Below are 20,969 nucleotides of genomic sequence, written 5' to 3' on the forward strand. Positions count from 1 at the left end.
ACATACATGTATTTCTTATGCCAAGTTTCTTTTTGAAATAAACTTAGAATCTTGTTCGCCGATATTTATTGGTGGAATATGGGGCGCAATTAACTGTTTTTTATAATTAGGTGCATTACTAATTGTTAACCAACGTTATTGTATATGGAACAAATTGTTCCTATTGTAGTATAAATCGTTCAAAATCGTATAATTTATAGAAAAAAAGCTTTTAAGGAGAACAATTAGACGTGATTTGTTTATACATTTGCGAGGTTGTTTATGTAACTATTTTAAATGAACAAATAGCCTGACGCAAATGTTAAGAGAGCAAGTGAAATTGGATGATGAAGGACGCGACATGGCTGGTAGAAGATTTACGCGACGACTTACAACTTTACTGGATAATAATTAAGAAAACAGAATATAAAAAGATTGCTTATGTCACAGATTGTTGGACATATCTCTCAGGTTATCGGACCTGTTGTAGACGTCTATTTTGAAGGTACAGAGGCAGAACTGATGCTGCCAAGCATTCACGACGCGCTGGAAATAAAAAAGAACCACGGTAAGAGACTGATTGTGGAAGTACAACAGCACATTGGTGAAAACACCGTGAGAACCGTAGCTATGGATAGTACGGACGGTTTACAGAGAGGTATGAAAGTTTACCCGTTAGGCGGACCTATCACCATGCCGATAGGAGAACAAATCAAAGGCCGATTGATGAACGTTGTGGGCGACTCTATCGACGGAATGAAAGAATTAGATCGTGCCGGCGCTTATCCCATTCACCGCGAACCCCCTAAATTTGAAGATTTGACTACCGTACAGGAAGTTCTCTATACGGGTATCAAGGTTATCGACTTGCTGGAACCATACAGTAAGGGCGGTAAGATTGGTTTGTTTGGTGGCGCAGGTGTAGGTAAGACTGTATTAATCCAGGAGTTAATCAATAATATCGCCAAGAAACAGAATGGTTTTTCTGTGTTTGCCGGAGTAGGAGAGCGTACCCGTGAAGGTAACGACCTGCTGAGGGAAATGATTGAATCCGGTGTGATCCGCTATGGCGAAGAATTCAAGAAAGGAATGGAAGAAGGTCATTGGGACCTTTCCAAAGTTGATTATAACGAAGTGGCTAAATCGCAGGTATCCTTGATATTCGGTCAGATGAACGAACCGCCGGGTGCACGTCAGTCTGTTGCATTGTCCGGTCTGACGGTAGCCGAGTCTTTCCGTGATATGGGTTCCGAGACGAATGGCCCGCGCGATATATTGTTCTTTATTGATAATATATTCCGTTTCACTCAGGCAGGTTCCGAGGTGTCCGCGTTGTTGGGACGTATGCCTTCGGCCGTAGGTTATCAGCCGACACTGGCAACGGAGATGGGGGCCATGCAAGAACGTATTACTTCTACGCGCAACGGTTCTATTACTTCTGTACAGGCTGTTTATGTGCCTGCCGACGACTTGACCGACCCTGCGCCTGCCACTACCTTTACGCATTTGGACGCAACAACGGTATTGAGCCGTAAGATTACCGAGCTCGGTATTTATCCGGCTGTCGACCCATTGGAGTCCACCTCGCGTATTCTCGACCCGCACATTGTAGGTCAGGAACACTACGAAGTAGCTCAACGTGTAAAGCAGATTCTTCAGCGCAACAAAGAATTACAGGATATTATTTCCATCCTCGGTATGGAAGAACTCTCGGATGCCGACCGCACATTGGTAAATCGCGCTCGTCGCGTACAGCGTTTCTTGTCCCAGCCTTTTGCCGTGGCCGAACAGTTTACCGGAGTTCCCGGTACGATGGTTTCTATCGAAGATACCATCAAAGGCTTTAAGATGATTCTGGACGGTGAAGTTGACTATCTGCCCGAACCGGCTTTCCTGAATGTCGGAACTATTGAAGAAGCGATAGAGAAAGGTAAGAAGTTGCTGGAACAGGCAAAGAAGTAGTTTGAATATTTAAATTTCAATAGACTAAAAAAATGAAGGGACTGCATTTGGATATTGTATCGCCGGATAAGGAAATCTTCAATGGCGAGGTCGACAGTGTTACATTGCCGGGTACGCTTGGTTCGTTTACTATTTTGTCGCAGCATGCGCCCATCGTGTCTTCGCTCAAAGCCGGTACACTGGCTTATGTAACAAAAGACGGAGAAGAGCATGTACAGGATATTCATGGCGGTTTTGTGGAGATGAACGGCAACAAAGTTTCGGTTTGCGTAGACTGACCCCTTTTGATTTTGAACCTTAAATTGAATCGATGTGAGTATTACAAAACGAAATTATTTGTGGCAGGTAGCGCTCTTAACGGTATTGGTAGGCGGTATAGGCGGTTGGGCTTATTATTCGGTATTCCCGCATCACTATTTTGGCGGTTATCCGTTGATACCGATTTTCTTCTTGGTTTTCGGTGTGTTTATGATAAGCATGGTCGAAAGCTGCCGTCACCGGATGCCGGGGCGGATGTTGCAGATATACCTGTTGATGCGTGTTATGCGAATGCTTGCTTCTATCATTGTGATGCTGGTATATTGCGTTGCCGTGCGTGAAGAAGCGAAAGAATTCCTGCTGACGTTTATCGCGAACTATCTGATATATTTGATTTATGACTCTTGGTTTTTCTTCACTTTTGAAACTAACCGGAAGTTGAAAAAGAAAATGAAACAAAAAAATGAAACAATTGCGTAACATACTAACCGGGGTGTTGCTGGTGTGGGGATTATTGTTATCCGCCTCTGTGCAGGCCGACAGTATTCCTGTTGCACAAAATGGACTTGCGGCCGAACTCGACAGCATAGTCCAACGTGATGATGTAACCCCTGCAGAGCAAGAGAAGAATACGGTGAATGTAAAGGAAATCGTATTCGGGCATATTGGCGATTCGTACGAATGGCATATTACCGCTTTTGGGGAAACGCATGTTATCATTCCGTTGCCTGTCATTGTATATAGCAGTACAACAGGATGGCACACTTTCCTTTCTTCCCGTTTGGAAGAAAACGGCGGAAGCTACGAGGGTTTGTCCATCGCTCCGGAAGGCAGTAAGTACGAGGGAAAATTGGTGGAATACGATGCCGCAGGTAATGAGGTGCGTCCTTGGGATATATCCATTACGAAAGTTACGTTGGCACTGCTTATCAATAGCGTCTTATTGCTTGTCATTATTCTGAGCGTGGCCCAATGGTATCGCAAGCATCCTCAAGGCAGTGCGGCACCGGGCGGTTTCATAGGATTTATGGAGATGTTCATTATGATGGTGAACGACGACATTATAAAGAGTTGTGTGGGACCAAAGTACCGTAAGTTTGCCCCTTACCTGCTGACAGCGTTCTTCTTTATCTTCATAAATAACCTCATGGGATTGATTCCTATCTTCCCGGGCGGGGCGAATGTCACCGGAAACATTGCCATTACGATGGTCCTGGCTGTCTGTACGTTCCTTGCCGTCAATATTTTTGGAACCAAAACATATTGGAAAGACATTTTCTGGCCGGATGTACCCTGGTGGTTGAAAGTGCCTGTGCCCATGATGCCGTTTATAGAATTCTTCGGAATCTTTACGAAGCCGTTTGCTCTGATGATACGTCTTTTTGCCAATATGCTGGCGGGACACATGGCAATGCTGGTGCTGACTTGTTTGATATTCATATCGGCGAGTATGGGACCTGCTTTGAACGGGACATTAACGGTGGCTTCGGTGCTGTTTAATATCTTTATGAACGCATTGGAATTATTGGTAGCCTTTATTCAGGCCTATGTGTTTACGATGCTGTCGGCCGTGTTCATCGGTCTGGCGCAAGAGGAACACAAAGAGAAAGCGGAGGAGAAGGCCATAAAGTGATGGAGTGATAAAATTGAGAAAATAAACATTAATAAAATAACAATTTAAAAACTGAAAGTTATGTTACTATCTGTATTATTGCAAGCTGCTGCGGCAGGTGTTGGAGTTAGTAAATTGGGTGCAGCCATTGGCGCTGGTTTAGCTGTTATCGGCGCAGGTGTAGGTATCGGTAAGATTGGCAGTTCTGCCATGGAAGCCATTGCACGTCAACCGGAAGCATCGGGAGATATTCGTATGAGCATGATTATTGCCGCCGCCTTGATTGAAGGTGTCGCATTGTTGGCAGTTGTTGTGTGTCTGTTGGTATTCTTCTTATAAAAAGATAAAATTATGTCATTGTTATTACCTGATAGTGGTCTGCTGTTCTGGATGCTCCTTTCATTCGGCGTGGTTTTTGTGATATTGGCCAAGTACGGCTTTCCCATCATTACTAAAATGGTGGAAGGCCGTAGGACCTACATAGACCAGTCGCTGGAAGTGGCACGTCAGGCAAACGCCCAGCTCGCCAAACTGAAAGAGGAGAGTGAGGCGCTGATTGCTGCCGCGAACAAGGAGCAGGGACGCATCATGCGGGAAGCAATGCACGAGCGTGACAAGATTATTGTCGAAGCGCGTAAACATGCGGAAGCCGTTGCGCAGAAGGAACTGGATGATGTAAAACAGCAGATTCAGCAAGAGAAGGAAGAAGCTATCCGCGATATTCGCCGTCAGGTTGCTGTACTATCGGTAGATATTGCGGAGAAGATTATCCGTCGTAATCTGGACGAGAAGCAAGACCAGATGGAAATGATTGACCGTATGCTGGATGAGATGCTGACGCCCAATCACTAATCATTAATCTTTAGAAGAAATGGATATAGGAATTGTTTCGATGCGATATGCAAAGGCTCTTATGGAGTATGCCAAGAGCACGGGTACGGAAGACAGACTATATACTGAAATGCGTACGTTGAGCTGGAGTTTCGAGAAACATCCTGATTTGCGTACGGCATTGGAGAATCCAGTACTGTCGGTACGGGAGAAATTCTCGCTTATCTGTACCGCGGCCGTGGGGGATGCTCCTGCCGAGCGTGAGTTGGCCCGTTTCATTACGCTGGTATTAAGAAACAGGCGTGAGGCGTTTCTGCAATATATTTGTCTGAGCTATCTGGATTTATACAGAAAGAGCAGGCATATCGGGATTGCGAAACTGACGACCGCCGTACCCGCAAGCCATGAGATTTGGGAACGTATCCGAAACAGCGCTTCCCATCTGCTGCATGCCGAAATGGAGTTACAGACAGATGTCGACCCATCTATTGAAGGCGGATTTATATTCGACGTCAACGATTTCCGTCTGGATGCCAGTATTGCTACTCAGCTAAAGAGAGTGAAACAACAGTTCATTGATAAGAACAGAAGAATCGTGTGATTTACGATTTGACAATTTGCAATTTACTATTTAGCATTGTGACGGGTAAGTTGTAAGAGGTCAAAAGCGGTATATGATTCGTTTCTTCAGAAAGTAAAATAGTAAATCGTTAAATAGTAAATACTAAAATGTTGTCTGAAAATATAAAAGTAAGCGAAGTCTCCGATATTCTGCGCAAACAGTTGGAAGGTATCGATACCCGCGTGCAACTGGATGAAATCGGTACGGTACTGCAAGTCAGCGATGGCGTGGCACGTATCTACGGATTGCGCAATGCCGAAGCAAACGAGTTGCTGGAATTTGACAACGGTATCAAAGCCATCGTGATGAACCTTGAAGAAGACAACGTGGGCGCCGTATTATTAGGCCCTACGGATAAAATCAAGGAAGGATTCGTGGTGAAACGTACCAAGCGTATCGCTTCCATCATGGTGGGAGAGGGTATGTTGGGACGCGTTATCGACCCGTTGGGCGCACCGTTGGACGGCAAAGGCCTGATAGGCGGCGAGCTTTGTGAGATGCCGTTGGAACGTAAGGCTCCGGGCGTTATTTTCCGCCAGCCAGTAAACCAGCCGTTGCAAACCGGCTTGAAAGCTGTCGATGCCATGATTCCTATCGGCCGCGGGCAACGTGAGTTGATTATCGGCGACCGCCAGACGGGTAAGACTGCGATTGCCATCGATACTATCATAAACCAGCGTGCCAACTATGAAGCGGGCGACCCTGTGTACTGTATCTACGTAGCCATCGGTCAGAAAGGCTCTACGGTAGCATCCATCGTAAACACATTGCGTGAAAACGGTGCGATGGATTACACCATCGTTGTGGCTGCTACGGCAGGCGATCCGGCTGCATTGCAGTATTATGCTCCGTTTGCCGGCGCTGCAATCGGTGAGTATTTCCGTGATACCGGCCGTCATGCGCTGGTGGTTTATGACGACTTGTCCAAGCAGGCGGTAGCCTATCGTGAGGTTTCCTTGATTTTGCGCCGTCCGTCGGGACGTGAGGCATATCCGGGTGATATCTTCTACCTGCATTCCCGTCTGTTGGAGCGTGCGGCAAAGATTATCAGCCAGGAAGAGGTGGCGCGCGAGATGAACGACCTGCCCGAAAGCCTGAAAGGCAGAGTAAAAGGCGGCGGCTCATTAACGGCGCTTCCTATTATCGAAACGCAGGCCGGTGACGTGTCGGCTTACATTCCTACAAACGTAATCTCCATTACCGACGGACAGATATTCCTCGACACCAACCTCTTCAACCAGGGTAACCGTCCGGCTATCGACGTAGGTATCTCCGTGAGCCGTGTAGGTGGTAATGCCCAGATTAAGGCGATGAAGAAGGTTGCGGGTACATTGAAGATAGACCAGGCTCAGTATCGCGAACTGGAAGCGTTTACCAAATTCAGCGGTGATATGGACCCTGTTACTGCGCTGACTATCGACAAAGGGCAAAAGAATACCCGTTTGCTGGTACAGCCTCAGTATAGCCCGATGCCCGTAGAGAAGCAGATTGCCATTCTTTATTGCGGTACGCATGGTTTGTTGAAAGACGTGCCTTTGGACAAAGTGAGCGAGTTTGAACGCAGTTTCCTCGAATTCCTTGAAAGAGATTATCAGATGGAAGTGCTCGATGTATTGAAGACGGGTGTCATTGATGATAATGTCTGCAAGAAGATAGAAGAGACGGCGGCAAAGACAGCCAAGCAATTTATGTAGATGGCGGTCAGGCATTCAACAACGACTAATCGCCAATCACCAACCCCTAATCACTATATGAAATGGCTTCACTGAAAGAGGTAAAAAATAGAATAAGCTCCGTCAAGAGTACGCGTCAGATAACCTCGGCGATGAAGATGGTAGCATCTGCCAAACTGCATAAGGCGCAGGGGCGGATTGAGAATATGCTGCCTTATCAACGGAAGCTGAATGAGATTCTGACAAACTTCTTGAGTACGGATGCTACGATAGAGTCACCCTATACCGAGGAACGTCCGGTAGAGAAAGTGGCGATTGTGGCGTTCTCGTCCAATTCGTCCTTATGCGGCGCTTTCAATTCCAACGTGGCGAAGATGCTGGAGCGCACACTGGAAGACTATAAATCGTTGGGCAAAGAGAACATCTTGCTGTATCCCGTAGGCAAGAAGGTGGAAGAAGCCGTAAAGAAGTTGGGATACGAGCCGCAAGGCAGCTATCAGGAAATGGCCGACAAACCTTCGTATGTGCAGGCTTACGAGCTTGCCGGACTCTTGATGAAAGAGTTTCTGGAGGGACGCATCGACAAGGTAGAGCTGATTTATCATCATTTCAAATCTACCGGGTCGCAAATCCTGACGAGAGATAAGTATCTGCCTATCAACTTGGATAAGGTGGCCGAAGAAGCGACGGAAACCGCCGGAAAGAGCAACTTCAATAATGATTATATTGTAGAGCCTTCCGCAGCCCGGTTGATAGCCGACCTTCTTCCTAAAGTACTGAGCCAGAAGATTTATACGGTTCTGCTGGACTCGAATACTTCCGAACATGCAGCCCGTATGCTTGCCATGCAGGCCGCTACGGACAATGCCAACGAGTTGATTCAGGACCTGACGAAGCAGTATAACAAGAGTCGCCAACAGGCGATTACGAATGAATTGCTGGATATAATCGGCGGCAGCTTGAAATAAGTTTTGCATAGGAAAAGAGGATGTACCGAAGCGCTTTCGGTACATCCTCTTTTCCTATCATAAAAAACATTCCGCCAACATCCCCTCTCCTTTATTTATTTGTGCTACCTTTACCACCTGTTACAACAAACTGAAAGGAATAATGGAGCAAAACTCTGAATTAACGCTTGCATGGCAGTTCATTGAAAATACAGGCACTCATCTTTTTTTGACCGGTAAGGCCGGAACCGGTAAAACAACCTTCTTACGTAAGCTCAAGCGGGAAAGTCCTAAGCGCATGGTCGTTATCGCGCCGACCGGTATCGCGGCCATCAATGCCGGCGGTGTAACAATCCATTCGTTCTTTCAGATTCCGTTCGCGCCTTATGTGCCCGAAAGCTCGTTCAGTACGAATGGACAGGCAACCTATCGTTTCCGTTTCGGTAAGGAGAAAATCAATATCATACGCAGTATGGACCTGCTGGTGATTGATGAAATCAGTATGGTGCGTGCCGACCTGTTGGATGCGGTAGATGAAATGCTCCGCCGTTACCGCGACCGTCACAAGCCGTTTGGCGGTGTGCAACTATTGATGATTGGCGATTTGCAGCAGTTGGCTCCCGTAGTGAAGGACGAGGAATGGCAGATGCTGAAGAAGTATTACGATACTCCCTATTTTTTCTCCAGCCGCGCGCTGAAGCAGACGGAATACTGCACTATCGAACTTAAAACCGTATACAGGCAGAGTGACGGAGCTTTCTTGGACTTACTGAACCGCATTCGCGAGAATCATTGCGACCCTCAAGTCCTGGAAGCCCTGAACCGTCGCTATCTTCCCGATTTCCAACCCCGGAAGGAAGAGGGTTATATCCGTCTGGTCACCCATAACTACCAGGCGCAGCGCATCAACAATTACGAACTGGAACAGCTTCCGGGACGTTCTTATGCTTTTCGTGCCACGATTGACGGAAAGTTTCCCGAGTATTCATATCCCACGGACGAACTCCTGGAGCTGAAAAAAGGCGCTCAGGTGATGTTTGTAAAGAACGACTCGTCCGGCGAGCACCGCTACTATAACGGTATGATCGGTGAAGTCACCGACCTTTCCGCCGACAGCATCGAAGTGCGTGCCAAAGATAGCACCGTTGCCTTCCTGCTGCAAGAAGAGGAGTGGGCAAACGCAAAATACGTATTGGACGAGGAAAGCAAGGAGATTGTGGAAGATATTGAAGGTACTTTCCGGCAGTTCCCTTTGAAACTGGCATGGGCCATTACGATTCATAAAAGCCAGGGGCTTACGTTTGAACGCGCCATTATCGACGCCAGCTCATCCTTTGCGCACGGACAGACGTATGTGGCTCTGAGCCGTTGCAAGACATTGGAAGGTTTGGTGCTTAGCGCCCCGCTTTCCGCAAAAGCCGTTATCAGCGACCGGGCGGTAGACCGCTTTACGGAAGAAGCACGCAGAAACGAACCGGATGAAGACCGCTTCCATTCGTTGCAGCGAACCTATTTCCATGAACTGTTGTCGGGACTATTCGATTTCCGGCCGTTGGAGCAATCGCTTCAGCGCTATGTACGCCTGATTGACGAGCATCTTTATAAACTCTATCCCAAGCAGTTGGCAGCATACAAGGCAGAAGCGGAACGTTTTCACGAGAAGGTGGTGATAGTGGCGCAGAAGTTCGGTATGCAATACAACCGTCTGATTGACGCCGCGCAGAACTATGCTACGGACGAAACATTGCAGGAACGGATTGCTGCGGGAGCCGGCTACTTCAAAAAAGAAATGGAGCCTCAGTATCTCGTATTGATAAAAGAACGGGTTCTTGCCACGGACAACAAGGAACTGAAGAAACAGTTGAATACCGCGAAAGAAGAGCTGAATACCCTTTTCTTGCTGAAAGACGACCTCTTGGCTTACGTCATAGCGCACGGATTCCGTACAGCCGAATATTTAAGGCAGAAAGCGATACTCTCCATCGGTGACTCCGCTCTTTCCGGTAAAGAAGACCTGAAACGAAGAGGACTGTTGGATGCGGTGGAGAAGAATATACGGGAACGGAAAAAGAAAGAATCGGCAACACCTGCTGTTCAAGTTCCTTCGGACGTGTTACATCCCGAACTTTACGACCGGCTGGTGGCATGGAGAAACTCGGAAGCGTCCCGGCTGGGGCTGCCCGTCTATACGGTTATCCAACAAAAAGCCATTTTAGGCATCAGCAACCTGCTGCCCGCCGATAAAGCCATGCTTGTCCGCATCCCTTATTTCGGAAAGAAAGGAGTGGAAAAGTACGGGGATATTATTTTGGAAATGGTACATGGATACCGCAAGGAGAAAGGATTGGCAGAGCCGGAACTCATGCTTTAGAACGGGCTTCTGTTACCTTGCTGCACTTCGATGCGTATGCCGAACGCTCCGTTGGAAGATTTCATCTCGAATGCGCCCTTGAAGTTGTTCTTCTCCCATGGCAGCGCCGAGCGGTTGGGAACTTTCCAGCCGTCTTTGTCATATTCGCCATAGGTATTGATACGCATACCGTTTTTCAGTTTGAAGCTGCCCATCTGCAGATTCTCCGGTGACGACCAGAATCCGGTCAGCCCGAACGGATTCATGCTGTAAACGGTGGAATTGGTCAGTGAGAATACATTCGAAAGCCCTTGCGAGTAGGTAACGTCCGGATTAAGACGGAATATGCTGCTGTAATCCTTGCTTGCGTCCGGTATTTCCAGCGTAAACTCAGGCAGGCGGGGAGCTTCCATTTTCATCAGGCTCATATCCAAAAGAAAGCCGTTGTAATTCTTTGTTTCGGGCAGGAATACGCCATCGGGCGGAGTACCGTCGGGCAGGGAGCGTACGCTGTCGCCCTTCACTTCGCTTTGGGCATATAGCGAAGCGATACTTGCAAGCAGTGCGATGATAAAAAAGCAAACTCGTTTCATTGTTCCATTCAACTATTCTTAATGGAGCTTTCACCAATCCGGCGGTTTCGCTCCTTCATTCTTTAATTCCCCGTCTCCCGATTACAAAGATAAACCTTTCCGGTCATTCTTCGAAATTTCTTTAAGTAAATATTGAGGGGCGGTCTGCATCGGGAGTGTTCGTCTCATTCACTTATACTCTTTATACTATCAGTTTATATCCTATTCCGCGTACGTTTACGATGCGGATTCGGTCGTCCAGCGCCAGTTTGTGGCGTAGCTTGGTGATGAACACGTGCAGGCTGCGGGAGTTGAAAAAGCTGTCATCTCCCCAAAGTTCGAGCAGAACATTCTGGGTGTTGACAACCTGGTTACGGTTTTCGCAGAGGCGTTTCAGTATTTCCGATTCACGGTGGGAGAGTTCCATATCCGTGTCAGTGTGCGGAGATACGGCAGTCCCTATATACGACAACCGTTGCGTGACGGAGTTAAACCGGTAATCGCCTATTTCAAAGTCGGTGACTTCTTTGGGTGCGGCGTCAGTGAAGCTGAAAGCCCTGCCCGCCAGCGCTTTGATACGGATAATCAGCTCTTGCATGCCGAAAGGCTTTTTCAGATAATCGTTGGCGCCAAGCTCAAAGCCCTCTACGACATCATTGATGGCCGAGCGGGCGGTAAGGAACAGTACCGGCGTATGCTTGTCAGTCTGGCGGATGCGGCGTACCATTTCAAAACCGTCCATGCGGGGCATCATTACGTCGGCCACGAGTACATCGGGGCGCAGGTCGAAGAACCGGCGCAATCCCTCTTCACCGTCGGCAGCGGTGTGGATGGTGAAGTTCTGCCCTTCAAGCGTGTCTTTTATAATCATGGCAAGGGTTTCTTCATCCTCAACCAATAATACTTTTATTTTATCCATAGTCCTTTATTTTTTCTGTATTATGAGCCGAATTTAGTTACTCCTGAGGCGGATGTCGGTTTTCAGCGGCGAAACAGATTGTTCCAACCGTTGAAACACTTTGTTTCCCTACGGTGAACATTTTGTTTCGCTATGCGGAACATTCTGTTTTCATGCCTTGAAACAAAGTGTTCAAACACGTAAAAAACACTTTGTTTCGTGCGTTGAAGCTTTTTGTCCCATACAGATTTCAATCATCCGCCTGCTTGTTTAATCTTACAACAAAGGTGCTGCCTTTGCCCGGTTCGCTCTTTACGGATATGCTCCCGCCATGTTTCCCAACCATGGTCTTGACGTAGAACAAACCGAGCCCGTAGCCCTTCACGTCATGCAGATTACCGGTGGGAACACGGTAGAACTTATCGAATATGTGGCTCTGCTTTTCGGGAGCGATACCTATTCCACGGTCGCTGATGGCGATTTCGACAAGTTTTCCTTGTTCCGCTGCGTTGATTTGCCGGCAGCGGATGTTTACTTCCGCCTCTCCCGGCGAGTATTTTATGGCGTTATCTATCAGGTTGCTGATGATGTTACTGAAATGAGTGCGGTCGGCGGTAAGAGCCAGGTCTTCCGGCTCGATATCTACCGATATATGCACGGGCTTCTCCGATTTCAGTGTGTGCTGTTCGATGAGCGGTTCGAGGATATCTCCGACGGACAGTACTTCCGGATGCAGGCGGAAGGTCTTGCGGCGTTCCATACTCATGGAAAGTATTTGCTCGACAAGTCCGCTGAGCCGCTGCAACTGTTCCTGGCAGATACGCAGGTATTTGTCGCGTTGCGTCTTGTCTTCCGCCTGGTTAAAGTTCAGCAGGGCATCGTTGGCGGCGTAGGCGACGGCGATAGGGGTTTTCAGCTCATGGGTGATGTTGTTGGTGAAATCGCTTTTCATCTCTTCCAGCGTCTTTTGCCGCAGAATGGTGCGGATAAGTACCCAGAATGCGAAGATAAGGATAATCAGAATGACGAACGAGGTAGCCAGTATGCCCGACATCTGCTTCAACACCAGTTGCGTGACGGGCTCTATCCAAAGACGGTAGCTTTGGTGGGTATTGAGGTCGAAGGCGTAGTTGTATTGCTTGGCGTCAGGGCCGGGGATATATCCGGCAGTACCGGCAACGGCCAGCGTGTCCACGAATGTGTAAGGCGCGTCTTTGTCGCTCGTGTAGATATGCTCCAAACGGTAGGGCAGCGTGATGCCCCGGTCTTTCAGTTGAAGGGTCAGCAGGCTGTCGTACACGAGGACGTCGGGGTCGGAGATAATGTCCAGACCGGAGTGCAGACCTCGTTGGAAATAGGTGGCGAGTTCCAGCATGCTGTTCTGGTCGCGCAGAATCACATCCAGCCCGTCTTTGGCTCTCAGGGCGGCTTGGGGCGAGTTACCGGTATCTTTTACGGCGGCTTCCAGCTTCTTTTGGGCTGAATCGGGGTTCAGCCATTGAGCCTTGCTCCGGTCTTTGTTTCGTTCTATGAAAAGCACGTCACCGGAGTCCGAGGCGGCAATGTCATCACGGGTGACAATAGCTTGTACGGAAGAATTGTCCGAGATATTCATCGAAATGGTATCACTCTTTTGATGGATGACCTGCTGGGTGGTGGTTTCTTCTTTCTCACCGTTGCGGTCTATACTGGTGGTGCTGCGTACATAGGCTTTGTTTTGCGTTCCGTCTTTCTCGAATCCGGCGGATACGCTCACTTCTCCATGGTCGGTGCTGTCCTTACGCATCCTTTCCACACGCAGCATCATTTCATTATAGTCGCTCATGCGCATGGCTTCTATGATGTTGCGTTCCAGGTCATTGCGCATGGTGCGGTACAGTCCGCCGAGCCAATAGGCCTGGTAGGAGAAGATGCCCGCCAAAGACAGGATAACGAGTACGGCAATATATTTCAGAGGCAGTTTCATGGCAGTTTCTTTATGCTTAATGCTTACGCAGGCAAATATAAGGAGTTATATCGTGCGCTGTATCATGCGGTAAGACTAAATAACACTTCCGATAACAGTAGATAACACTTGGTAAGCCGGTGATAACACAGAGTTACGCGGCTAATGCCGTACTTTGCGGAGGTCAATTAAAATATGCCTGACTATAAATTAAATTTCAACACTAACTTGATATGAAACGATTTTATCTGTTATCAGCCATTTGCCTGACAAGCATCAGCCTTTCCGCCCAGGAAAGCACCGGCGAAGAACGTACTCTCAGCGCTGACAGTATTATAACCTCGGATGCCCGGCTGGACAGCATCTACCAAAGTCTGCCCGAAGTAATGATAACCGGCGAGCGTCCCGTAGTAAAAGCATCGCAAGGCAAACTGGTTTATGACTTGCCGCGGCTTATCCGCGACCTGCCTGTGGACAACGCTTATGATGCCGTAAAGGAGCTTCCCGGCGTAACCGAGATGAACGGCGCTTTGCAATTGGCGGGGCAGGGCGTCACCGTCGTTCTGAACGGAAAGGTAACCACCCTCAGTGTCGAACAGTTGTATTCATTGCTGCGGAGCATCCCTGCGAGCCGTATAGAAAAAGCCGAAGTGATGTACAATGCGCCCGCCCGCTACCAAGTGCGCGGCGCCCTTATCAACATACAATTGAAGCAGACCGCAGACGGCCCTTCTTCCTGGCAAGGCGAGCTTTATGGCAAGTACAACCAGAAGTATTACGAAAACTTTGAAGAGCGTGCCAGCCTCTTATATAACGGAAATAAGTTCTCAGCGGATTTTCTTTACTCGCACAAACATGGCCGTACTTACAATACGACGGACAAAGAGGCTATGCACACTCTGGCGGATGGCTCGGTGTACCCGATGACTACCGATGAGGTGCGCCGCGGCCGTTCGCATACGCATAGTTTCCGGGTGGGAGCCGATTACAATATCGCTGAAGAGCATCAGTTGAGCTTTGTTTATAACGGTAACTATCAAACGTATCACAACCGGATGCATATCAACGGTTCGCAGCAGTCCACCACGCTGAGTAACAGTACGGATTGGCTTCACAACGGTCGTCTGGACTACCGTACTCCCTTCGGTTTGAAAGCGGGTGTGGAACTGACCTATTATCGTTCTCCGTCCGACCAGCTGTTGAACAGCCGTCTGCTGGAGAGCGATGAACTCGACTTCTTTACGCAAGACTGCCAGCGCATCAACCGCTGGAAAATGTTTTTGGCGCAGGAACACAGTCTGGGCAAGGGCTGGGGATTGAATTACGGCATCGTCTATACCACCAGCACCGACAACAGCTACCAATATTACTACGACCCGGAAACCGGAGAGCAGCTGGGAGATGAAAACACAACTTCGTTGGCAGCCGGTGATAACTCCGCCGATAACCTCAGCAACATGAAATCACGCAAACGGGAAGAAACACTGAACATCTATGCGGGCTTCAACAAGAGTTTCGGCGATAAGCTCTCGCTGGACGCATCCTTAGCCATAGAACGCTATAAAACGCCCGTATGGAACCAGTGGGATTTGTATCCTGCCATCAATCTGAACTATATGCCTGCTCCCGGACATATCCTGCAACTTGCGTTGAGCAGTGATAAGGACTATCCCGATTATTGGGCTGTGCAGGATGCCGTTTCGTATATCGGCGGCGGGTATTCCGAGATTCACGGTAATCCTCTGCTGAAGCCTGCGCAAAGCTACGAGTTTAAGATGAACTACGTTTTGAAGGGAAAATATATCTTCAGTACCTGGTTCAGCCATACCAAAGACTACTCGACGCAGACGCTTTACCAATCCTCGCAACGGTTGGTCGAGATTTATAAGTATATGAATTTTGATTATCAGCAACAGGCTGGTATACAGGCGTCAGTGCCGTTTAAGATAAAGAATTGGTTGAATTCCCGCCTGACGCTTATCGGGATATGGCATCACGAGAAAGACAATGACTTTTGGGATATTCCTTTCAATCGCAAACAGTGTTACGGCATAGCTCAAATGAACAATACTTTCACCCTTTCCACCAAACCCGATTTGAAACTGACCCTCACCGGATTTGTACATAGCAAAGCGATTCAGGGGATTTACGACCTGCCTGTTTCCGGCAATGTGAACGCCGCCCTGCGCTATGGATTTGCCAAAGGAAAGGCTATACTGAATTTGTATTGCAACGATATATTCGAAACAGGGCAAATCTCTCCGCGCATCCGCTTCCGGACACAGAACGTAACCAATCATTATTCGTGCTTTCGCGAGTTGGGAGTGTCGTTCACATACAAATTCGGTGGCTATAAAGAAAAGCAAAGGGAAGGGGTGGATACATCACGATTTAAATGATTATTTGGCTGTTAATGATTGTTTGAGAATTGAGAAGGATTGAGTAATAAAGAAGGATTGACGATTGAGTGTAACTTGATAATTGAACATGACTTGGCGATTAAATATGATTTGGTAGTTAAGCATGTCTTGTCAATTAAATATGATTTTGTAGTTGATTTGACAAACTCTAAGCCTGAAAGGCTTTCATCATATAGCCCGGGGTAGCACCCCGGGTCTAAATGTCCTCTGTATTCTACGCCCTGTAAGGGCAAAAGGTTAATGTTCAAAGATTTTGCCCTTACAGGGCGCAATGTTAGTCATATATACGTTCCCGGGGTGTTACCCCGGGCTTAGAGATGTAAGGCTTTCAGCCTTAGGTTAGTCTATACTTAAATATGCCTTGATATTAAGTATAACTTGGTCTTAAATATAACTTGATATTAGGTATGATTTGATATTAGGTATGATTTGATATTAGGTATGATTTGATATTAAGTATGATTTGATATTAAGTATAAGTTGATATTAAATATGTCTTGATAATATAGGTATGGCTTGTCAATTAAATATGATTTTGTAGTTGATTTGATTAACTCTAAGCCTGAAAGGCTTTCATCATATAGCCCGGGGTAACACCCCGGGTCTAAATGTCCTCGGTCTTCTGCGCCCTGTAAGGGCAAAAGATTAATGTTTAAAGATTTTGCCTTTATAGGGCGTAATGTTAGTCATATATACGTTCCCGGGGGCTTACCCCGGGTTTAGAGATGCAAGGCTTTCAGCCTTAGGTTACTCTACAATCAGGCTATTCTATGTATTAAATTATTCCATTATACTATATGGCATTCTCCCCTTACCGACGAAACAACTCGGCGTGTCACTAAATTCTTTTTATATACCTGCATTTTCCCTTCTTTTTTGTACTTTTGCAACTTTCAAAAACCAAAGTTGTTATTTAAAGAAAAGACCCTGTATGAAATCAGACATTGAAATAGCGCGCAGCATAGAGCTGAAGAAGATAAAGCAGGTTGCTGAAAGTGTGGGTATTCCCCGTGAAGAAGTAGAGAACTACGGCCGTTACATCGCCAAGATTCCCGAACAACTGATTGACGAGGAGAAAGTAAAACAGAGTAACCTGATTCTTGTAACCGCTATCACGGCAACCAAGGCGGGCATTGGCAAAACTACCGTCTCTATCGGCCTGGCATTAGGACTTAATAAGATTGGAAAGAAAGCCATCGTAGCCTTGCGTGAACCCTCACTCGGCCCATGCTTCGGAATGAAAGGCGGAGCGGCAGGCGGCGGCTATGCGCAGGTGCTTCCCATGGAGAAAATAAACTTACATTTCACAGGAGATTTTCATGCCATCACTTCCGCTCACAATATGATTTCCGCTTTGCTGGATAACTATATCTACCAGCATCAGGCAGACGGCTTCGGTCTGAAAGAAATCATCTGGCGACGCGTGCTCGATGTAAACGACCGCTCTTTGCGCAGCATCGTCACCGGTCTCGGCCCGCGCACCAATGGGGTTACCATGGAGTCCGGCTTCGATATTACGCCTGCATCGGAGATTATGGCAATTCTTTGCCTGTCAAAAGATACGGAAGACCTTCGCAGGCGAATCGAGAACATCATACTCGGCTTTGATTTCAACGGCAAACCGTTTACTGTTAAAGACTTAGGTGTAGCCGGTGCCATCACCGTATTGCTGAAAGACGCCATCCATCCCAATCTGGTACAAACTACCGAAGGAACGGCTGCTTTTGTGCATGGTGGTCCGTTCGCAAATATAGCGCACGGTTGCAACTCCATTCTCGCCACCAAAATGGCTATGACCTTCGGCGATTATGTAGTGACGGAAGCAGGCTTCGGCGCGGACTTGGGAGCGGAAAAGTTCTATAACATCAAATGCCGTAAAAGCGGACTGCAACCCAAGCTCACTGTTATCGTTGCCACTGCGCAAGGCCTGAAGATGCATGGCGGCGTCAGCCTTGACCGTATCAAGGAACCGAATATGGAAGGCTTGAAAGAAGGTTTCGGTAATCTTGACAAACATATTCGTAACCTGCGCTACTTCGGACAGACCGTTGTTGTCGCTTTCAACCGTTTTGCCAGTGATACCGACGAAGAAGTAGAAGCTATCCGCCGCCATTGTGAAGATGATTTGAAGGTGGGCTTCGCCATCAATAACGCTTTCGCCGAGGGTGGGGAAGGTGCTATCGACCTGGCTAACCTTGTCGTGGAAACAATCGAAAAGAAACCTTCCGCCCCGCTGCAATACACTTACGGGGAAAACGATAGCGTACAGCAGAAGATAGAGAAAGTAGCCTGCAACCTTTACGGAGCAAGCGTGGTGACTTATAGCAGCGCTTCACGCAAGATGATGAAGCTCATCGAAGAAATGGGCATCGCGCATTATCCCATCTGCATAGCCAAGACGCAATACTCTTTCTCCGCCGACCCCAAAATATACGGCGCAGTCAATAACTTCGAGTTCCACATCAAAGACATCGTTATCAATAACGGCGCGGAAATGCTTGTAGCCATTGCCGGTGAGATACTCCGTATGCCGGGGCTGCCCAAAGTTCCGCAAGCGGAGCACATCGACATTGTGGACGGTAACATAGAGGGACTTTCTTAAAAATTGAGAATTGAGAATTAAGAAGTGAGAAATAATAGTTTCTACAATAAGAAGTGAAAAAAAACAGGCTGCGCAGCTCAAGTGAACATTGCGCAGCCTGTTTTTTATTTCTCAATTCTTAATTTAATAATCAGTAAGCGAACAGCGGATATTCTTTCATCTTGGCATTCACACGTGCGCGAACGTCTGCGATGACCTGTTCGTTGTCTACGTTGGAGAGAACGGTTTCGATCATTTCGGCGATTTCCAACATCAAATCTTCTTTTGCGCCGCGGGTTGTGATGGCGGGAGTACCCAGACGGATACCGGAAGTCTGGAATGCGGAACGGCTGTCGAACGGAACCATGTTCTTGTTTACGGTGATGTCGGCAGATACCAATGCCTTTTCAGCCACTTTACCTGTTAAATCGGGGTATTTGCTGCGCAGGTCTACCAGCATGGAGTGGTTGTCCGTACCGCCGGAAACGATTGTAAAGCCACGGTCTATCAGGGCTTGCGCCAGCGTAGCGGCATTCTTCTTAACCTGCTTGGCGTATTCCTTCCATTCCGGTTGCAGAATCTCGCCGAAAGCAACGGCTTTTGCCGCAATGACATGTTCCAACGGACCGCCTTGAATACCGGGGAATACGGCAGAGTCGAGCAATTGGGACATCATCTTGATTTCGCCTTTCGGAGTTTTCTTGCCCCAGGGGTTGGGGAAGTCCTTACCCATCATGATGACACCGCCGCGAGGACCGCGTAGCGTCTTATGAGTGGTGGAAGTTACGATATGGGCGTATTTCACGGGGTTATCCAGTTCACCGGCGGCAATCAGTCCGGCAGGATGCGCCATGTCAATCATCAGGATAGCGCCTATCTTGTCGGCAATTTCGCGCATGCGCTTGTAGTCCCATTCGCGTGAATAAGCGGAACCGCCGCCGATAATCATTTTCGGTTTCTCACGCAGGGCTACTTCTTCCATTTGGTCGTAGTCTACGCGTCCAGTTTCTTTATTGAGGTTGTATTCGCAGGGAGTATAGATAATACCGGAAGTATTAACCAATGAGCCGTGAGAGAGGTGACCGCCGTGCGCAAGGTTCAAACCCATGAATTTGTCGCCCGGATTCAGCACTGCGAGGAATACGGCGGCATTGGCCTGTGCGCCCGAGTGCGGTTGTACGTTAGCCCATTCTGCACCGAAAATCTGTTTCAAACGATCGATAGCAATCTGTTCGCTTTGGTCTACAACCTCGCAACCGCCGTAGTAACGCTTGCCGGGATAGCCCTCTGCGTACTTGTTGGTGAGGCAGGAGCCCATCGCCTGCATAACTTGGTCACTTACGAAGTTCTCTGATGCAATCAGTTCAATGCCTTTGAGCTGACGTTGATGTTCTTTTTCGATGATGTCGAAAATTAAATCGTCTCTTTTCATTCTTGCTTATTAGATAAGTTTGATAATTCTGTGTTCTCTTATTAAGCGCACAAATTTAAAGGAAATAAATGAATAAACTGTAAGAAAAGTAAGAAATTTCCTATCAAAAGAACACCCCGAGCGAAAAGCTGAGTACATTATCCCGTCTGTGGAAGCGTATTTGGTTGGCAAGAGTAATTTCCTCGCCGACGCTTTCATCGTAAACCGGCTTGTAGCTGATGCGCTTTGAAATGTTGTGCAGTCCGATGTCATAGCGGAAGTCGAAGAATACGCGTGAAATCGTTACGGCAACGCCGGCCGTGAAGCTGACGTTCAGCGGATAAAGCTCTTCTTCGATATCCCGTTGGTCGAAATTCTCGAAAGTGACCTTGCTCTGCTTGTCCCAAATATAGCGTATTTTCGGTCCGCCGAATACGGCAAGGCTGTAAGGCCCTTCCTTGATGATGTTGTATCCGTAGATTACGGGAATCTCGAAACTATGGATGGACGAGGTGATAGAGGCCATTTCGGGCGTACTGTTTTCGGGCGCGTCTTCGGGCAGCGGCTTCTCGAAGGTGATATTGCAGCGGTTTATCGTGTACGACAGTTCCGGTTGCAGGAAGTGGCGCTTGAAGTTTATCCGCATAAAGAACGAGCCGAAATAGCCTATCTTGTAGTTGTTCTGCACTTCGTCGATGACGGTGCCGTTAAGCACCAGGTCTGATACGAGGAAAAGTGAAGAGGTGAATCCGCCCTTGATACCGAAGTTCACCCGTCGGTCGTGACGGTGGGTATGCTGGGGGCGTTCCGGTTCATCCGTTCCGGGCACAACCGGCAGTTGACCCCACATGGTTGCGGAGAAAGCCAGCAAACAAAACCCGAAAAGTAATCCTCTTCTTCCCATAATT

General features: G+C 47.8%; 17 protein-coding genes. 12 read left to right on the forward strand and 5 right to left on the reverse strand.

Features of this window, described 5'->3' with window-relative positions; all coding sequences use genetic code 11:
- Positions 1-420 precede the first annotated feature (420 nt).
- The 10 genes from atpD to BUB52_RS08330 all read left to right on the forward strand — a co-directional run bounded on the left by atpD (position 421) and on the right by BUB52_RS08330 (position 10,255).
- Positions 421-1,941, forward strand: coding sequence for a F0F1 ATP synthase subunit beta (atpD, locus tag BUB52_RS08285; RefSeq protein ID WP_009121031.1), 1,521 nt, complete (start codon positions 421-423; stop codon positions 1,939-1,941).
- 32 nt (positions 1,942-1,973) lie between these two features.
- The gene (atpC, locus tag BUB52_RS08290) at positions 1,974-2,219 is read left to right on the forward strand and encodes an ATP synthase F1 subunit epsilon (RefSeq protein ID WP_009121030.1); all 246 of its coding nucleotides are present in this window, start codon (positions 1,974-1,976) and stop codon (positions 2,217-2,219) included.
- Between the two features lie 34 nt (positions 2,220-2,253).
- The gene (locus BUB52_RS08295; RefSeq protein ID WP_009121029.1) at positions 2,254-2,679 is read left to right on the forward strand and encodes a hypothetical protein; all 426 of its coding nucleotides are present in this window, start codon (positions 2,254-2,256) and stop codon (positions 2,677-2,679) included.
- Positions 2,663-3,832, forward strand: coding sequence for a F0F1 ATP synthase subunit A (gene atpB / locus BUB52_RS08300; RefSeq protein ID WP_009121028.1), 1,170 nt, complete (start codon positions 2,663-2,665; stop codon positions 3,830-3,832). The genes BUB52_RS08295 and atpB overlap by 17 nt, the downstream gene beginning before the upstream one ends.
- Before the next feature lie 60 nt (positions 3,833-3,892).
- Positions 3,893-4,150 (forward strand): ATP synthase F0 subunit C, encoded by a 258-nt coding sequence (atpE, locus tag BUB52_RS08305; RefSeq protein ID WP_009121027.1) that lies wholly within the window; start codon positions 3,893-3,895, stop codon positions 4,148-4,150.
- 12 nt (positions 4,151-4,162) lie between these two features.
- Entirely contained in the window at positions 4,163-4,663 is a 501-nt protein-coding gene (gene atpF / locus BUB52_RS08310) for a F0F1 ATP synthase subunit B (protein WP_009121026.1), read from the forward strand.
- Between the two features lie 19 nt (positions 4,664-4,682).
- A complete protein-coding gene (locus BUB52_RS08315; protein WP_009121025.1) occupies positions 4,683-5,243 on the forward strand; it encodes a F0F1 ATP synthase subunit delta in 561 nt (186 codons plus the stop codon).
- Between the two features lie 131 nt (positions 5,244-5,374).
- Positions 5,375-6,958: a F0F1 ATP synthase subunit alpha gene (gene atpA / locus BUB52_RS08320; RefSeq protein WP_087412039.1), complete on the forward strand. Its 1,584-nt coding sequence runs from the start codon at positions 5,375-5,377 to the stop codon at positions 6,956-6,958.
- Positions 6,959-7,020: 62 nt separating this feature from the next.
- Positions 7,021-7,905, forward strand: coding sequence for a F0F1 ATP synthase subunit gamma (locus BUB52_RS08325; protein WP_009121023.1), 885 nt, complete (start codon positions 7,021-7,023; stop codon positions 7,903-7,905).
- 142 nt (positions 7,906-8,047) lie between these two features.
- Entirely contained in the window at positions 8,048-10,255 is a 2,208-nt protein-coding gene (locus BUB52_RS08330; protein ID WP_009121022.1) for an AAA family ATPase, read from the forward strand.
- Here the strand turns inward: BUB52_RS08330 and BUB52_RS08335 are convergent.
- The 3 genes from BUB52_RS08335 to BUB52_RS08345 all read right to left on the reverse strand — a co-directional run bounded on the left by BUB52_RS08335 (position 10,252) and on the right by BUB52_RS08345 (position 13,670).
- Entirely contained in the window at positions 10,252-10,827 is a 576-nt protein-coding gene (locus BUB52_RS08335; protein WP_009121021.1) for a hypothetical protein, read from the reverse strand. The genes BUB52_RS08330 and BUB52_RS08335 overlap by 4 nt on opposite strands.
- Before the next feature lie 181 nt (positions 10,828-11,008).
- Positions 11,009-11,725, reverse strand: a complete 717-nt coding sequence (locus tag BUB52_RS08340; protein ID WP_009121020.1) for a response regulator transcription factor — start codon at positions 11,723-11,725, stop codon at positions 11,009-11,011.
- A 229-nt stretch (positions 11,726-11,954) separates the two neighbouring features.
- Complete coding sequence (locus BUB52_RS08345) at positions 11,955-13,670, reverse strand: sensor histidine kinase (protein ID WP_009121019.1); 1,716 nt, start codon at positions 13,668-13,670, stop codon at positions 11,955-11,957.
- A gap of 212 nt (positions 13,671-13,882) precedes the next feature.
- On the opposite strand from BUB52_RS08345, the gene BUB52_RS08350 reads away from it, so the two are divergent.
- Entirely contained in the window at positions 13,883-16,048 is a 2,166-nt protein-coding gene (locus tag BUB52_RS08350) for an outer membrane beta-barrel family protein (RefSeq protein ID WP_009121018.1), read from the forward strand.
- Positions 16,049-17,000: 952 nt separating this feature from the next.
- Positions 17,001-18,671 (forward strand): formate--tetrahydrofolate ligase, encoded by a 1,671-nt coding sequence (locus BUB52_RS08355; protein WP_009121017.1) that lies wholly within the window; start codon positions 17,001-17,003, stop codon positions 18,669-18,671.
- Positions 18,672-18,801: 130 nt separating this feature from the next.
- Here BUB52_RS08355 and glyA read toward each other — a convergent pair whose 3' ends face one another.
- Together glyA and BUB52_RS08365 are read right to left on the reverse strand one after the other, a co-directional pair.
- Complete coding sequence (glyA, locus tag BUB52_RS08360; protein WP_009121016.1) at positions 18,802-20,082, reverse strand: serine hydroxymethyltransferase; 1,281 nt, start codon at positions 20,080-20,082, stop codon at positions 18,802-18,804.
- A gap of 103 nt (positions 20,083-20,185) precedes the next feature.
- Complete coding sequence (locus BUB52_RS08365) at positions 20,186-20,965, reverse strand: porin family protein (RefSeq protein ID WP_009121015.1); 780 nt, start codon at positions 20,963-20,965, stop codon at positions 20,186-20,188.
- Positions 20,966-20,969 lie beyond the last annotated feature (4 nt).

Source organism: Bacteroides clarus YIT 12056 (assembly GCF_900129655.1).
Classification (GTDB): Bacteria; Bacteroidota; Bacteroidia; order Bacteroidales; family Bacteroidaceae; genus Bacteroides; species Bacteroides clarus.

What these genes read in the sequence shown, in the direction of transcription:
- atpE (WP_009121027.1), top strand. Translation starts at nt 3,893, where the DNA reads ATGTTACTATCTGTATTATTGCAAGCTGCTGCGGCAGGTGTTGGAGTT.
- BUB52_RS08325 (WP_009121023.1), top strand. Translation starts at nt 7,021, where the DNA reads ATGGCTTCACTGAAAGAGGTAAAAAATAGAATAAGCTCCGTCAAGAGT.
- BUB52_RS08345 (WP_009121019.1), bottom strand. Translation starts at nt 13,670, where the DNA reads ATGAAACTGCCTCTGAAATATATTGCCGTACTCGTTATCCTGTCTTTG.
- BUB52_RS08365 (WP_009121015.1), bottom strand. Translation starts at nt 20,965, where the DNA reads ATGGGAAGAAGAGGATTACTTTTCGGGTTTTGTTTGCTGGCTTTCTCC.
- BUB52_RS08315 (WP_009121025.1), top strand. Translation starts at nt 4,683, where the DNA reads ATGGATATAGGAATTGTTTCGATGCGATATGCAAAGGCTCTTATGGAG.
- BUB52_RS08340 (WP_009121020.1), bottom strand. Translation starts at nt 11,725, where the DNA reads ATGGATAAAATAAAAGTATTATTGGTTGAGGATGAAGAAACCCTTGCC.
- atpC (WP_009121030.1), top strand. Translation starts at nt 1,974, where the DNA reads ATGAAGGGACTGCATTTGGATATTGTATCGCCGGATAAGGAAATCTTC.
- BUB52_RS08350 (WP_009121018.1), top strand. Translation starts at nt 13,883, where the DNA reads ATGAAACGATTTTATCTGTTATCAGCCATTTGCCTGACAAGCATCAGC.
- atpD (WP_009121031.1), top strand. Translation starts at nt 421, where the DNA reads ATGTCACAGATTGTTGGACATATCTCTCAGGTTATCGGACCTGTTGTA.
- atpF (WP_009121026.1), top strand. Translation starts at nt 4,163, where the DNA reads ATGTCATTGTTATTACCTGATAGTGGTCTGCTGTTCTGGATGCTCCTT.
- BUB52_RS08355 (WP_009121017.1), top strand. Translation starts at nt 17,001, where the DNA reads ATGAAATCAGACATTGAAATAGCGCGCAGCATAGAGCTGAAGAAGATA.
- atpB (WP_009121028.1), top strand. Translation starts at nt 2,663, where the DNA reads ATGAAACAATTGCGTAACATACTAACCGGGGTGTTGCTGGTGTGGGGA.
- BUB52_RS08330 (WP_009121022.1), top strand. Translation starts at nt 8,048, where the DNA reads ATGGAGCAAAACTCTGAATTAACGCTTGCATGGCAGTTCATTGAAAAT.
- glyA (WP_009121016.1), bottom strand. Translation starts at nt 20,082, where the DNA reads ATGAAAAGAGACGATTTAATTTTCGACATCATCGAAAAAGAACATCAA.
- BUB52_RS08335 (WP_009121021.1), bottom strand. Translation starts at nt 10,827, where the DNA reads ATGAAACGAGTTTGCTTTTTTATCATCGCACTGCTTGCAAGTATCGCT.